This is a genomic window from Pseudonocardia sp. 2-7, assembly GCF_056341085.1.
This window is the reverse complement of sequence record NZ_CP094507.1, coordinates 4,980,650-4,993,243: the sequence shown is the minus strand read 5'-3', so window position 1 is coordinate 4,993,243 and position 12,594 is coordinate 4,980,650. Positions and strand designations below refer to the sequence as shown.

Here is a 12,594-nt window from a genome sequence, read left to right as displayed (position 1 = left end):
CCCCGCAGGCGCGACCATAGTATCCGGGTCGTGCCGCACTTCAGGATCTCCGAGGCCGCCCGACTGCTCGGCGTCAGCGACGACACCGTCCGCCGCTGGGTGGACGCGGGGACGCTGCCGGTGCAGGCCGACGCCTCGAACCGCAAGGTCATCGACGGAGCCGCGCTCGCCGCGTTCGCCCGCGATCACGCGTCCGCCCCGCCGGACCCCTCGGTGGTGCAGCGCTCGGCCCGCAACCGCATGGTCGGCCTGGTCACCTCGGTGCTGGCCGACACGGTGATGGCTCAGGTCGAGATGCAGTGCGGCCCGCACCGCGTGGTGTCGCTGATGAGCAGCGAGGCCGTGCGCGACCTCGGTCTCGAGCCCGGGGCGCTCGCGGTGGCGGTGATCAAGTCGACGAACGTGGTGGTGGAGACCCCGGGCGGGCACCTGTGACCCCCGGGGCCGGCACCGCCCCCGCGCCGGCCCCGACCCGGCGCCGCGAGGGCGCCGCCGACCGCCACGGCACGGGCGTCGGACTGCCCGTCTGGATGTGGGTCCCGGCCGGCATCGGCTTCCTGGTGATCGCGCTGCCCGTGCTCGGGCTGCTGTGGGAGGCCGACTGGGCGGAGACCCCCCGCCTGCTCACCAGCGATGCCGCGCTGTCGGCGCTGCGCCTTTCGCTGCTCACCGCGGCGATCTCCACGACGCTGTGCCTGCTGCTCGGCGGGCCGCTCGCGGTGGTCCTGGCCCGCGGCCGGATCAACCGGCTGCCCCGCCTGATGCGCGCGGTCCGCTCGGTCGTCCTGCTCCCGCTGGTGCTGCCGCCGGTCGTCGGCGGGCTCTCGCTGCTGTTCCTGCTCGGTGCGAACGGCCTGGTCGGGCGGGGCCTGGACACCGCGTTCGGGATCTTCATCCCGTTCTCGACGGCCGCGGTGGTCCTGGCGCAGACCTTCGTCGCCATGCCGTTCCTCATCGTGTCGCTGGAGGGCGCCCTGCGGACCGCGGGAGAGCGCTACGAGGCGACCGCGGCCACCCTCGGCGCGTCGCCGGGGCTGGCCTTCCGCCGGGTCACCGTGCCGCTGGTGCTGCCCGGACTGGCGTCCGGGCTGGTGCTGGCCTTCGCCCGCTGCATGGGCGAGTTCGGGGCGACGATCGCGTTCGCCGGCAGCCTGGAGGGCACCACCCGGACCCTGCCGCTGCTGGTCTACCTGCAGGGCGAGACCGACGTCGCGGGAGCGGTCGCGCTGTCGCTGCTGCTGGTCGTCGTGTCGCTGGTCGTGATCGTCGTCGGGCGTCCGCGCGGGCTGGACGGCCGCGGATGAGCAGCGGCGGCGACACGGTCGAGCCCGGTGTGGACATGAGGGCGCGGCTGGACCGGGACGGGTTCGCCCTGGACATGGAGCTGTCGGTCGCCGCGGGCGAGGTGCTCGCGGTGCTCGGCCCGAACGGGGCGGGCAAGTCCACGATGCTCGGCATCCTGTCCGGGCTGCTGCGCCCGGACTCCGGGCACCTGCGCGTCGGCGGCCGGACCCTGCTCGACACCGCCGACGGGACCTTCGTGCCGCCGCACCGGCGCGGTGTCGGGCTGCTCGCCCAGGAGCCGCTGCTGTTCCCGCACCTGTCGGCGCTGGCGAACGTCGCGTTCGGGCCGCGTGCGCAGGGCACGCCCCGCGCCGCGGCCGACTCCCGGGCCCGCGAGCTGCTCGACGCCGTCGGTGTCGGCGGGCTCGCCGCCCGCCGCCCCGCGCAGCTGTCCGGCGGGCAGCAGCAGCGGGTCGCGCTGGCCCGCGCGCTGGCGCCCGGGCCGGGGCTGCTGCTGCTCGACGAGCCGCTCGCCGCCCTCGACGTCGACGCCACCCCCGCGATGCGCACCCTGCTGCGCCGGGTCATCGCCGACGGCAAGCAGACCGCCCTGCTGGTCACCCACGACGCGCTCGACGCGCTCGTGCTCGCCGACCGCGTCGTCGTGCTGGACCGGGGCCGGATCGTCGAGTCCGGCCCCGCCCGGGACGTCCTGGCCCGGCCGCGGAGCGCGTTCTCCGCCCGCATCGCCGGCCTGGACCTGGTGCCGGGCGTGGCCGAGGGCTCCGGGGTGCGTACCGCGGACGGGACCGAGATCCGGGGCCGGGTCGTCGAGGTGGCCGAGGGGGAGCCCGCCGTCGCGGTGTTCCCGCCGTCCGCGGTCGCGGTGCACGCGAGCAGGCCCGAGGGCAGCCCGCGCAACGTCGTCCCGGTCCGGATCGCCGCGCTGGAGCCGCGCGGGGACACCGTGCGGCTGCGGGCCGCACCCGTCGCCGGGGGGCCGGACTGGGTGTCCGGGCTGGCCGCCGACGTCACCCCGGCCGCCGTCGCCGAACTGGGTGTCGAACCCGGTCACGAGGTGTGGTTCGCGGTGAAGGCGACCGAGGTCGCCGTGCACGGCCGGCACGCCTGAGGGCCGCGGCCGATCCGCTGATCGTGCAGCTCGGAGCCCTGCCGGGCCCCGGTCGGCAGGCCTCCCCGGCACGGCCGGTACCGAAACGCTCCGTCACCCGGGTGGTCCCAGGTGTCACCCGGGCCACCATCGTGTCTCTCGCACCAGGCGTCACAGGCGCATAGCGTCGCTGTCCGTGAGCCCCATGCGTCCCCGTGCCGCCCGTCTGGTCACTGCCGGTGTCCTGGCGGTCGCGCTCGGTGTTCCTCTCGCACCGACGGCGTCCGCCGCCGGGACGGCGCCGTCGGCACCCGCCGGGTACCTGGTGCAGACGGCGACCGACGGGCAGACGCGGGCCGCCGCGGAGTCCGTCGGCGTCGAGCCGAAGGTCACCTTCGACAGCGTGGTGCACGGCTTCGCCGCGGACCTCACCCCCGCCCAGGCGACCGAGCTGCGCGACCGGCCCGGCGTCGTCGGGGTGGAGGAGGACCGCACGATCTCCCCGCTCGACCCGCAGGCCGTCCACCAGGACGCGCCGGTCGGCCCGCCCGCGGGTGCCGAGCAGGCGCCGGGCAACTGGGGGCTCGACCGCATCGACCAGCCGAACCTGCCGCTGGACGGGCAGTACCGGCACACCGCGACCGGCGCCGGCGTGGACGTGTTCGTCCTCGACACCGGCGTCGACGCGAGCCACCCGCAGTTCGGCGGCCGGGCGAGGTTCGAGCTCAACACGATCGACCGGACCGACACCGACTGCGACGGGCACGGCACCGTCGTCGCCGGGATCGCCGCGTCGACGGACTACGGCGTGGCCCCGGGCGCGACCGTGCGCGCCGTGAAGGTGCTCGACTGCAACGGCACCGGGACGCTGTCGTCGCTGATCTCCGGTCTGGACTGGGTGTCGAAGAACAAGCGCGGCCCCGCGGTCGCGGTGATGTCGTGGAGCTACGGCGGCTCGCCGATGCTCCAGCAGGCCGTGCAGCGCATGATCGACTCCGGGGTGTTCGCGGCCTCGTCGGCCGGCAACACCGGCGGCGACGACTGCACCGCGCTGCCCCGTGCGATCGGTGACGTGCTGGTCGTCGCGAACTCGACGATCGACGACAAGCGCTCGTCGAACTCCTCGACCGGCCGTTGCGTCTCGCTCTACGCGCCGGGCACCCGGATCGTCGCGCCGGTCCCCGGGGGCGGCACCGCCTCCTACAGCGGGACCTCGATGGCCGCGCCCTTCGCGGCCGGGGTGGCGGCGCTGTACAAGCAGGCCCGCGGCGACGCGCCGGCCACCACCGTCAAGAAGTGGATCGTCGACAACGCGGTGCCGGGGAAGATCGACGGCGGCGGCACCGGCGGTACCCCGAACCGGCTGCTGCAGACCGGCGGGCTCTAGGCCCGGGCCTCGTCGGCCCACTCCCACAGCTCGTACACGGGCTGGTCGAGCAGGTCGTTCAGCTCGGCGGGCGACACCGACGGCGTCGCGAGCCACAGCAGCTGGTCGGTCCACAGCCAGGCGATCCGAGGCGCGCCGCGGTCGCGCAGGGCACGGGCGGCGGCGACGAGCGGGCCGGGGTCGAGGGCCTTCGGGTGGCCGGCGGTCACGACCGCGACGGCCGTGCCGTCCACCTCGACCGACGCTCCGGCGACGGCGACCCGGTGGTCCGGACCGGCGAGCCGGTCGAGCGCGGCGGCGTGCTCGGCGGGGTCCTGCTCGGCCCAGGTCGGGAGGAGGGCCAGCAACGCGTCCCAGCCGTCCGGTCCGGCCTCGCCCAGCGCGCCCAGCACGGCCCCGGTCGTGACCGGCTCGCCGTGGTCGGCGACCCCGCCGGCCAGCGCATCGGGCTCGACGACGCCGGACGGCAGCACCCCCGCGCGCTCGAGTACCGCGACCGTGTGCGCCAGCCGGTCCCGGCCCTCGGCCGACAGGTCCGGGACGACCCGCACCGCGACGGGCGGCGCCGGGGTCGTCGGCGCCCCGGGCAGCGGCGCCGGCAGCACCACCGGCGCCGGGACCGGGGGTGCGGCCGCGTCCGCGCGGTCCGCCGCCCGCCACGAGCGCCACGCCATCAGCCCGAACACCGCGACCGCGGCCGCGGCCAGCAGGAACGGGAACGCACGGTCGAGCGGTCCCCGGCCCGGCGCCCCCACCATCTCGATCTGCACCCCGGTCACGACGAACCAGCCGCCGACCACCACCGCGCCCGTCGCCGCGACGGCCGCGGAGACCCGGTCCACCGTTCCCGGACGTGCCATGCCCGCAGAGTAGGCGCGACCCCCGGCGCGCCGGATAGCGTCCGGGCATGCCCGGCTCCCCGCCCGCCGACCTGGCGTCGCTGACCCGTCGCTACCTGGCCCCCGCCACCCCGGACTGCCCCACCTTCGTCGAGGACACCGGGTGGGAGCCGATCGTCGACGGCGTCGACTACTTCGCCCGGCTGCGGGCGCTGTTCGACCGGGCCGGACCGGGGGACACGGTGCTGGTCACCGGTCTGAACCTGGAACCGGATATGGACCTGAACGGTCTCGACCCGGACGAGGACGGCTACGAGGCCCTCGCCGACCGCTTCGCCCGTCTGGTCGACGCCGGCGTGGACGTTCGGGTGCTGCTCACCGCGGCGCTGTTCTCCGGGTCGGTGCCCGGCGTGGCGATCGGCCCGTTCCGGGCGAACGCGTTCGCCGCGCTGGAGCTGCGCCGCCGTCCGCAGCTCGCCGGGCGGGTGCTGCTGGACTGGTCCGGCTCCGGGATCGGCTGTCACCACCAGAAGGTGGTGCTCGCCCACGTCGGCGGGGAGCTGACCGCGTTCGTCGGCGGGCTGGACCTGTCGGCCAACCGGTTCGACGCCGAGCCGCACGACCGGCTCTCGATCGGCGAGGAACGCTGGGGCTGGCACGACGGCGCCGCCGCGCTGCACGGGCCCGGCGCGGCCCGGGTGTGGGAGGTGTACCGGGGCCGGTGGACCGAGGCGGCGACGCTGCCGCCGCGCCGGTTCATGGTCACCCCCACCGGCTGGGAGCCGATGAACCCCGAGCCGTTCCGGCACGACCTGCCGCCGTCGCCGCCCGCCCCGCCGCGCTCCGCGCCCGGCACCGCGGTGCAGGTGCTGCGCTCGCTGCGGCCGTGGAAGATCGACCACTTCGGGATGCTCTACCGGCGGCACTGGACGGTGCTGCCCCGCAACGGCGCCCAGGAGGTCTTCCACACCCTGTCCACCGCGATCCGCGGTGCGCGCCGATACGTCTACCTGGAGGACCAGTACTTCTTCGAGGTCCCGGGCGGGCGCCGGGCGTTCCGGCTCTACGGGCTGCTGCGCGACGCCGCCGCCCGTGGGGTGAAGGTCGTGCTCGTGTGCTCCGGGCGGAAGGATCCGGTCGACGCCGGGGTGAACAAGTTCCGCCGCCGCGTCACCGGCGACGTCCAGCGGGGCGTGATCGACCAGCTCGACCCGGGCGACCGCGGCAACGTGATCATGCACCGGATCGAGGACCTCACCGTCCACACCAAGCTGGCGCTGGTCGACGACGTCTTCGCCTCCGTCGGGTCGGCCAACTTCTTCTCCCGCTCGATGCGCGGCACCGACACCGAGCTCTCGACGGCGTTCGTCACCACCGGCGACCAGGTGCGCGACCTGCGGGTACGGCTGTGGGCCGAGCACCTGCGCACCGAGCTGACCGACGAGCTCGCGCCCCGGCTGGCCGACCTGGACCTCGCGCTGGGCATGTGGCGCCCGGAGTGGCTGCCGCCGGACGCGCCGGCCGGGACCTGGCGGGTGCCCGGCTATCCCGCCGGGTTCGCCCCGGCCGAACGGGTACTGGTGCCGGTCGGTCCGTGGCCGGAGCCGTCGCCGCGGCCGCTGCGCCGCGCGGCCCACGGGGCGCGGCGCGGGGCGGCGAAGGTCGCCGAGTCGGGGAGGCGGCGCCTGTCCTCGTCCTGACCGACGGGTGTTGGCAACCGCGTCGTCCGGGGCGAGGATGTGACGACCCGCACCGAACCGCCCGAGGAGTACGACGTCGTGACCTCAGCCGCCGCAACCCCCGCCGTCCCGTCCTACGCGTCCGGGACCTCGGACACGCCGTTGCTCGGCGACACCATCGGTGACGACCTCGACCGCACCGTCGCCCGCGTCCCCGACAACGACGCGCTCGTCGAGGTGCAGACCGGGCGCCGCTGGACCTACCGCGAGCTGCGGACCGCCGTCGACGACCTGGCCACCGGGCTGCTCGCCGCCGGTCTCACCGTGGGGGACCGGGTCGGGATCTGGTCGCCGAACACCGCGGAGTGGACGCTGACCCAGTTCGCGACGGCCAAGATCGGCGTCGTCCTGGTCAACATCAACCCGTCCTACCGGACCCACGAGCTGGAGTTCGTGCTCAAGCAGGCCGGGATCTCGACGCTGGTGTCGGCGTCGTCGTTCAAGACCTCCGACTACGAGAAGATGATCGCCGAGGTCCGGGCGGACTGTCCCGACCTGCAGCGCGTCGTGATCACCGGCTCCCCCGAGTGGGACGCGCTGGCCGCGGGCGACGCCTCCCGCCGCGACGAGCTGGCGCAGGTGCAGGCGTCGCTGACGGCCGACGACCCGATCAACATCCAGTACACGTCCGGGACGACCGGGTTCCCGAAGGGCGCGACGCTGTCGCACCACAACATCCTGAACAACGGCTACTACGTCGGCCGGACCTGCGGGTACACCGAGGCCGACCGGGTCTGCATCCCGGTGCCCTTCTACCACTGCTTCGGCATGGTCATGGGCAACCTCGCCTGCTCCAGCAGCGGCGCGACGATGGTCATCCCGGCGCCGGGCTTCGACCCGAAGGCGACCCTGCACGCCGTGCAGCAGGAGCGCTGCACCTCGCTCTACGGGGTGCCGACGATGTTCATCGCCGAGCTCAACGACCCCGGCTTCGGCGACTACGACCTGTCCAGCCTGCGTACCGGGATCATGGCCGGCTCGCCGTGCCCGGTCGAGGTGATGAAGCAGGTCGTCGACCGGATGGGCATGACCGAGGTGACCATCGCCTACGGCATGACCGAGACCAGCCCGGTGTCCACCCAGACCCGCGCCGACGACTCCCTCGAGCGCCGGGTGTCCACGGTCGGGCGGGTGCACCCGCACCTGGAGGTCAAGGTCGTCGACCCGGAGACCGGCCGGACGCTGCCGCGCGGCGAGCCGGGCGAGCTGTGCACCCGTGGCTACTCGGTGATGCTGGGCTACTGGGAGCAGCCGGAGAAGACCGCCGAGGTCATCGACCGCGCCCGCTGGATGCACACCGGCGACCTCGCCGTGATGGACGACGAGGGCTACCTCAACATCACCGGCCGGATCAAGGACATGGTCATCCGCGGCGGCGAGAACGTGTACCCGCGCGAGATCGAGGAGTTCCTCTACACCCACCCCGACGTCGTCGACGCCCAGGTCATCGGGGTCCCCGACGAGCGCTACGGCGAGGAGCTCTGCGCCTGGGTGGTGCTGCGCGAGGGCGCCGCGCCCATGACCGCCGACACGCTGCGCGAGTTCGCCACCGGGAAGCTGGCGCACTACAAGATCCCGCGCTACGTGCTCGTCGTCGACGAGTTCCCGATGACGGTCACCGGCAAGGTCCGCAAGGTCGAGATGCGGGAGAAGTCGGTCGGGCTGCTGGACCTGGAGAGTGCGGCGAGGGTCCGAAACGCCTGACCCCGGACGGGTCCCAGGCGTACCATCGGTGACGGCGCGTCCGGCGAGCCCGGGCGCGTTTGTCGTGCACGCAGCAACACAGCAAGCAGGAATCGAGGACGACGGTGCCCACCGGCAGGGTGAAGTGGTACGACGCGGAGAAGGGCTTCGGCTTCCTCTCCCAGGACGGCGGTGAGGACGTCTACGTGCGCAAGGCGGCGCTGCCGTCCGGCGTGGAGGCGCTCAAGTCCGGCCAGCGGGTCGAGTTCGGGATGGCCGAGGGCCGCCGCGGGCCGCAGGCGCTCTCCGTGCGCATCGTCGAGAAGCAGGCGTCCGCGGTGGAGAACGCGCGCCGCCCCGCCGAGGAGCTGCACGGTCTGATCGAGGACATGATGGGTCTGCTGGAGAACAAGATCCAGCCGGCGTTGCGGCACGGGCGCTACCCGGACCGCAAGACCTGCAAGCTGGCCGCCGAGGTCGTGCGGGCCGTCGCCCGCGACCTGGACGGCTGACCGGGGCGCTGCCGGGCGCGGCGGAATGGCGGCGGGTGCGGGCGGCGTTGGGGCGACTGTGCGCCTGTCGATGTTGGACCGCTCGCGGACGCGGGCCGGGGAGCCCGACGCCGCCGCGGTCCGCGGCACGGTGGCGCGGGCCGTCCGCGCCGAGCAGCTCGGCTACCACCGGTTCTGGGTGGCCGAGCACCACGCCGTGCCCGGGATCGCGTCGGGCAGCCCGCCGGTCCTGATGGCCGCGGTGGGCGCGGCGACCGCGCGGATCCGGGTCGGCTCGGGCGGGATCATGCTGCCCAACCACCAGCCGCTCGTCGTCGCGGAGCAGGTGGCGTTGCTGGAGGCGCTGCATCCCGGGCGGATCGACCTGGGCATCGGCCGCTCGCCCGGGTTCACCGAGCCGGTCCGCCGCGCCCTGCGCGCCGGCGGGGCCGACGACGCGGAGTTCCGCGCCGCCCTCGACGAGCTCCGCTCCTTCCTCGACGGCAGCGGCCCGGTGACGGCCCGGCCGCGGCTGGAGCACGCCGTACCGCTGTTCCTGCTCGCCACCGGCGCGGGACTGCCGCTGGCCGGGGACCTGAGGCTGCCTGCCGTCGTCGGCGGACCGGTGCTCGACGATCCGGCGGCGCTGGCGGACTACCGCGAGCGGGCCGGGGACGCGGCGCACCTGGTGGTGTCCGCCGACGTGCTCGTCGGGGACCCGCAGCTGGCGCTGTCCGAGGCGTGGGCGCACGCCGCGGCCCGCACCACCGGGGAGTTCCCGCCGCTGGAGCCGCCGGACCCGCACCGCGCGACGACCCGGCGCCAGCGCGAGACCGTGGACCGGGCGCTGGCGAACGCGATCGTCGGCGACCCCGACACCGTCGCCGAGCGGCTCGACGACCTCGTGGCCCGCACCGGCGCCGACGAGCTGCTGGTGTTCTCCTCGACCCACGACCGCGACGCGCAGGCCGACTCCGACGCCGCGCTGGCCCGGCTGCTCGGCGCGGGCCGCTGAGCCCCGGGTCGCGCCCGCTCAGCCCTGCTCGCCGACCAGCACCCAGGTCGCCCGGACCGGGAACTGGATGTCGGTGCTCTCCGGGTCGATCGACGGCGGCGCCCCGAACACCTGCACCTGTGCGGTGACGAGCCGGTCGCCCGGCTCGGGCAGGGACAGCGTGAAGTCGGTGCGGGTGTCCGGCGCGGCGATCGCGCTGCGCTGCTGGACCGGGGTCGGGTCGGTGCCGCGGGTGAACGCGTAGGCGACCTGCCAGGGCGCGGAGGAGACCTCCTCGGGCACCGTGATGCGGACCTCCGTCCCGGGCGGGACCTGTGCGGTCACCCGGGCGTTCGGGGCGTCCTGGCAGTTCTGCAGGCTGGTGTCGCAGAACTGGGTGGGCGCGGCGGTCAGCGAGGTGCCACCGACGTCGAACGTCACCGTCGGGGCCTCGCCGCCGCACCCGGCGAGGACGAGGGCGGCCGCGGCCAGGGTCCCGGCCAGCACGCCGGCGGACCGGCGGGGGCGCGGTCGGGGGCGGGTGATCACGCCGACCAGCGTACGGATCCGGGCCCGGCGCGCGGGTGGGCCCTCAGCGGGCGACGGCCGGGCGCGGCCCCAGACCGGGCACCAGCGAGGTGCCGCGGCGCACCAGCGCGGCCTGCAGCGCGAACACCGCCACCACCCCGGTCACGATCACGAACCCGGTCCGGAACGTGTCGTGCGGGGCGAGCACCCCGATCGCCCCGCCCAGCACCCAGGCCAGCTGCAGGACCGTCTCCGACCGCCCGAACGCCGACGCCCGCGCGTCCTCGGGCAGGTCGCGCTGCACCACCGCGTCGAGGCAGACCTTCGCCAGCGCGCTCGCCGTCGACGCGACCAGGGCCGCGACCACCGCCGTCGGGACCCCCGGCAGCAGCGCCACCGCCGCCGCGGCCAGCACCGCCGCCGCGGCCGCCGCGAGCACCACCGGCTCGACCCGGGAGAAGCGGCTGCGCGCCCCCACCGCGTTGCCGGCGAACAGCCCGACGCCGGCGGCCGCGCCGACCATCCCGATCACCACCAGCTGGCCCGCGGGATCGCCGTCGGGGGACTGCTCGGCCCCGGCCTTCACCACGAACGCGACGAACAGCGTGAGGAACCCGGTCAGCACCCGCACCGTGCTCGTGCCCCACAGCGCGACGAGCACCGCCCGCGTCGCCGGGGCGCGGGACCGGCGCTTGCCCGGCCGGGTGGCGGGCACCGCCGCGGTCACCTCGCCCGCGGTGGACTCGACCCGGCGGGGGATCCGCAGGCAGAGCACGGCACCGGCGACGCCGAGCACCGCCGTCCACCACAGCGGCCCGGCCCCGCCGACGGCCAGCGCCGCCCCGCCCGCGACGGCCCCGGCGATCCCGCCCGCGGCCATCCCGAACGTGGTGAGCCGGGAGTTCGTCGTCGCCAGGGTGATCGTCGACGGCAGCACCCGCGGGGTCACGGCCGCCTTGAGCACCAGGAACGACTTGGACAGCACCATGATCCCCAGCGCGGCCGGGTAGAGCAGCCAGTCGTCGAGGTGGAACACGAGCACCACGGCGAGCACCGCGCGGCCGGCACAGGACACCGCCATCGCGATCCGCCTGCCCCGCTGCAACCGGTCCAGCGCGGGACCGATCACCGGCGCCACCAGCGCGAACGGCGCGACGGTGATCGCCAGGTAGAGCGCCACGTTCGCGGTGGACTCCGCCGTCGCCGCCGCGAAGAACAGCGTGTTCGCCAGCGCGACGGCGACCGCCGCGTCGAGCGCGTAGGTCAGCATCGTGGCGTAGGTGAGCGCCGTCAGCCCGGACCGGTCGGCACCGTCGGCGGTCGCGGCGCGTCGGAACAGCGCGACCGCGCGCCCGCCCAGCTCGCGGGTGCGGTGCACGGCGACCCGGGTGACCGTCACCGTGCGGGGGACCGTGGCCGGGCCGGGGCGGGGCAGCTCGTCGGTGGCGGCACCGGCGGAGCGCGCACGGCGCAGCGCCGGGTCCGAGGCGATCGGGGTGGTGGTCGGGCCGGTGGTCGGGGAGGTGCGCGGGGCCGGGCCACGTCTCGACCCGGCCGCCCGGCGGCGGCTGCGGAACGGGTTCGGTGCCACGCGGTCATTGTGCAGGCGGGCACCGACGGTTCCGGCGATCCCGCCGGGTGGTGTCACCCGCCCGGCGCAGCGCGGGTCAGGCCGGGGGCGCAGCGCGGGTCAGGCCGGGGGCACCGGGAGCCGCACCCGGAACGTCGTCGGCCACAGCTTCCCGGTGAGCAGGTACTCGTCGCCGTCGACGTGGGCGATGCCGTTGAGCACGTCGGTCCCGGCCCGCTGCCCGGCCGGCAGCAGCCCGGTCGCGTCGACGACGGCGTCGACCACCCCGGTCGACGGGTCGATCCGCACCAGGTCGTCGGTCTGCCAGACGTTGGCCCACACCCGGTCGCCGACGCACTCCAGCTCGTTGAGCCGGGTCACCGGGGCGCCGTCCAGGGTGACGGCCACCGAGCCGGTCCCCGCCAGGTCGGCCGGGTCGTGGAAGAACAGCCGGTCGGTGCCGTCCGAGCGCACCACGCGGTCGCCCAGCAGGCACAGCCCCCAGCCCTCGCCGTCGACGGGTACCTCGCGCAGCGGGCGCAGCGTCGCCCGGTCCCACTCGACCGCCACCCCGTCCTGCCAGGTCAGCTGCCAGATCCGGTCCCCGACGACGGTGATGCCCTCCCCGAAGTACGCCGGCGGCATCGGGCTCGCCGCCCGCACCGCGCCCGTCGCCGGGTCCAGCGTGCGCAGCTGCGAGCGCCCCACCCGGCCGGTCCCCTCGTAGAGGGTCCCGTCGCGCAGCTCCAGGCCCTGGGTGAACGCCTGCGGGTCGTGCGGGATCTCGGCGAGGACCTGCGGACGGACCACCGGAACGGTGCCCGGGGCGGGCAGCCCCGGCGCCGGGGCCGCGGCCCCGCAGGCCGCCAGGGCCAGCAGGAGGGGGAGCAGCCCCGTCACGGAGGGGCGGCGGAGCAGCGCTCGGGCGGGCACCCGCCCAGGATGCCCGGGCACGGGTGGCACACTGG

General features: G+C 75.6%; 12 protein-coding genes and 1 pseudogene. 9 read left to right on the top strand and 4 right to left on the bottom strand.

Going from position 1 to position 12,594, the window contains the following annotated elements:
• Window positions 1–30: 30 nt before the first annotated feature.
• The 5 genes and pseudogenes from MTO91_RS24130 to MTO91_RS24110 all read left to right on the top strand — a co-directional run bounded on the left by MTO91_RS24130 (window position 31) and on the right by MTO91_RS24110 (window position 3,782).
• Entirely contained in the window at window positions 31–435 is a 405-nt protein-coding gene (locus MTO91_RS24130; protein ID WP_062398137.1) for a TOBE domain-containing protein, read from the top strand.
• A 95-nt stretch (window positions 436–530) separates the two neighbouring features.
• Window positions 531–1,304 (top strand): ABC transporter permease, encoded by a 774-nt coding sequence (locus MTO91_RS24125; protein WP_476654956.1) that lies wholly within the window; start codon window positions 531–533, stop codon window positions 1,302–1,304.
• Window positions 1,301–1,807, top strand: a pseudogene (locus tag MTO91_RS24120) (ATP-binding cassette domain-containing protein); the annotation flags it as partial. The gene MTO91_RS24125 and the pseudogene MTO91_RS24120, both read left to right, overlap by 4 nt.
• Before the next feature lie 39 nt (window positions 1,808–1,846).
• A complete protein-coding gene (locus tag MTO91_RS24115) occupies window positions 1,847–2,416 on the top strand; it encodes a TOBE domain-containing protein (RefSeq protein ID WP_405414652.1) in 570 nt (189 codons plus the stop codon).
• Between the two features lie 184 nt (window positions 2,417–2,600).
• Entirely contained in the window at window positions 2,601–3,782 is a 1,182-nt protein-coding gene (locus tag MTO91_RS24110) for a S8 family peptidase (protein WP_346103308.1), read from the top strand.
• On the opposite strand, the gene MTO91_RS24105 is transcribed toward MTO91_RS24110, so the two are convergent.
• Entirely contained in the window at window positions 3,779–4,642 is an 864-nt protein-coding gene (locus MTO91_RS24105; protein WP_346103288.1) for a hypothetical protein, read from the bottom strand. The genes MTO91_RS24110 and MTO91_RS24105 overlap by 4 nt on opposite strands.
• Before the next feature lie 47 nt (window positions 4,643–4,689).
• Between MTO91_RS24105 and MTO91_RS24100 the strand changes: the two genes are divergently transcribed.
• The 4 genes from MTO91_RS24100 to MTO91_RS24085 all read left to right on the top strand — a co-directional run bounded on the left by MTO91_RS24100 (window position 4,690) and on the right by MTO91_RS24085 (window position 9,549).
• Complete coding sequence (locus MTO91_RS24100) at window positions 4,690–6,321, top strand: phospholipase D-like domain-containing protein (protein ID WP_476652875.1); 1,632 nt, start codon at window positions 4,690–4,692, stop codon at window positions 6,319–6,321.
• 78 nt (window positions 6,322–6,399) lie between these two features.
• Window positions 6,400–8,064 (top strand): AMP-binding protein, encoded by a 1,665-nt coding sequence (locus MTO91_RS24095; RefSeq protein ID WP_476652874.1) that lies wholly within the window; start codon window positions 6,400–6,402, stop codon window positions 8,062–8,064.
• Window positions 8,065–8,168: 104 nt separating this feature from the next.
• A complete protein-coding gene (locus MTO91_RS24090; protein ID WP_062398128.1) occupies window positions 8,169–8,555 on the top strand; it encodes a cold-shock protein in 387 nt (128 codons plus the stop codon).
• Between the two features lie 70 nt (window positions 8,556–8,625).
• On the top strand, window positions 8,626–9,549 hold the full coding sequence (locus MTO91_RS24085) for an MsnO8 family LLM class oxidoreductase (RefSeq protein WP_476652872.1): 924 nt from the start codon (window positions 8,626–8,628) through the stop codon (window positions 9,547–9,549).
• 18 nt (window positions 9,550–9,567) lie between these two features.
• Here MTO91_RS24085 and MTO91_RS24080 read toward each other — a convergent pair whose 3' ends face one another.
• The 3 genes from MTO91_RS24080 to MTO91_RS24070 form a co-directional block, all read right to left on the bottom strand.
• The gene (locus tag MTO91_RS24080; RefSeq protein WP_178375886.1) at window positions 9,568–10,077 is read right to left on the bottom strand and encodes a DUF2771 family protein; all 510 of its coding nucleotides are present in this window, start codon (window positions 10,075–10,077) and stop codon (window positions 9,568–9,570) included.
• 43 nt (window positions 10,078–10,120) lie between these two features.
• Window positions 10,121–11,647: an MFS transporter gene (locus MTO91_RS24075; protein ID WP_251786760.1), complete on the bottom strand. Its 1,527-nt coding sequence runs from the start codon at window positions 11,645–11,647 to the stop codon at window positions 10,121–10,123.
• Between the two features lie 99 nt (window positions 11,648–11,746).
• Window positions 11,747–12,559, bottom strand: a complete 813-nt coding sequence (locus MTO91_RS24070) for a glutaminyl-peptide cyclotransferase (protein WP_405414667.1) — start codon at window positions 12,557–12,559, stop codon at window positions 11,747–11,749.
• Window positions 12,560–12,594 lie beyond the last annotated feature (35 nt).